Source organism: Acinetobacter sp. SH024 (assembly GCF_000163635.1).
In the GTDB taxonomy this organism is placed as follows: domain Bacteria; phylum Pseudomonadota; class Gammaproteobacteria; order Pseudomonadales; family Moraxellaceae; genus Acinetobacter; species Acinetobacter pittii.
The window spans coordinates 1-1,051 of the sequence record NZ_GG753620.1 but is presented as its reverse complement, the minus strand read 5'-3'; the positions used below and the strand labels follow the sequence as shown (position 1 = coordinate 1,051).

General features: G+C 38.8%; 2 pseudogenes. Both read right to left on the bottom strand.

Annotated features, from left to right (window positions below):
• Positions 1-873, bottom strand: a pseudogene (locus HMPREF0013_RS24225) (fimbrial biogenesis outer membrane usher protein); the annotation flags it as partial.
• A 9-nt stretch (positions 874-882) separates the two neighbouring features.
• Positions 883-1,051: pseudogene (locus HMPREF0013_RS0105950) on the bottom strand (molecular chaperone); the annotation flags it as partial.

Below are 1,051 nucleotides of genomic sequence, written 5' to 3'. Positions count from 1 at the left end.
CTTTTGCTGGTTGACGTATAAGTCTAGGGTTGAAGGCAGTGCTGCCGAGCCAGAGAATTGCGGGAGTGCCGAGGTGACAATATCCCCGCGTTGGCTATAAGCACTCGACCACTGAAAACCGGCAAGACGGACACTACTGCCCCAATCTGGGCTATTGGAAATAAAGTCCCCTAGGGTATATATCCTGATCTTCTCAGGGTCGACATATTGCCACTTACTTTCTAGGCGCACCCACTTTTCATGACTATAACTATTTTCATTACTACCGTTATATAAAACGCCTGAAGAAAAGTTACCGATTGCGCTATTAAAGATCCCTTCTGCCGTACCAGAGAAAACATTCTCATCATTGGTTATGGTGTTATACAGACTGTAGTTCAGAATGGCTGCATTTAAGGGTTTCATCTTTAGCAAATGTGGGCTAGTGACCTGCTGACCATTGAGGTCCACTGCATAGCCTGTCAACATATCCGATGGAACATTTAGGTTTAGAGACTGCTCATTTTCGAGATATTTAAACTGGATTCCGTTTAGATCATTAATACATACCCACTGATTATCTGGGATATCTTCATCCATTTTTAGTCTTAAAGTTTTTAAAGTGCTAGATCGAATATATAGTTTTCCATCCTTAGATTGCTTTACTGCAACCAAATCTTCATTAGCATTTGAGTTAATCGAAACATTTAAAAATAGATGAATGAAATTAAGATCTTGCTCCTGCTCATTCGCTCCTACTTGTGTATATTCACCATTGCTACCTACAGATTTAGGAACACTGGGAACTGCAGTATTCGTATGATCTAGTAACTGTTCGGCAAAAGAATATGCAGGAAAATACGCAACACATAAGACACCTATAATGTATTTCATATAAGCCTCTTAAAGTGTGGTTTTCTTACCATTAACTGTTAGAGATACGCTGTATTTATGATTTGGTTGGTAGGTAAAGTTACTAATCGAGTAACTTTTCGACTTCTCCGCAAGAATATAACCATTCACAGTATTTACTTTAATGGGATAACTTTTATTTGCTGTTGTATCAATAAGC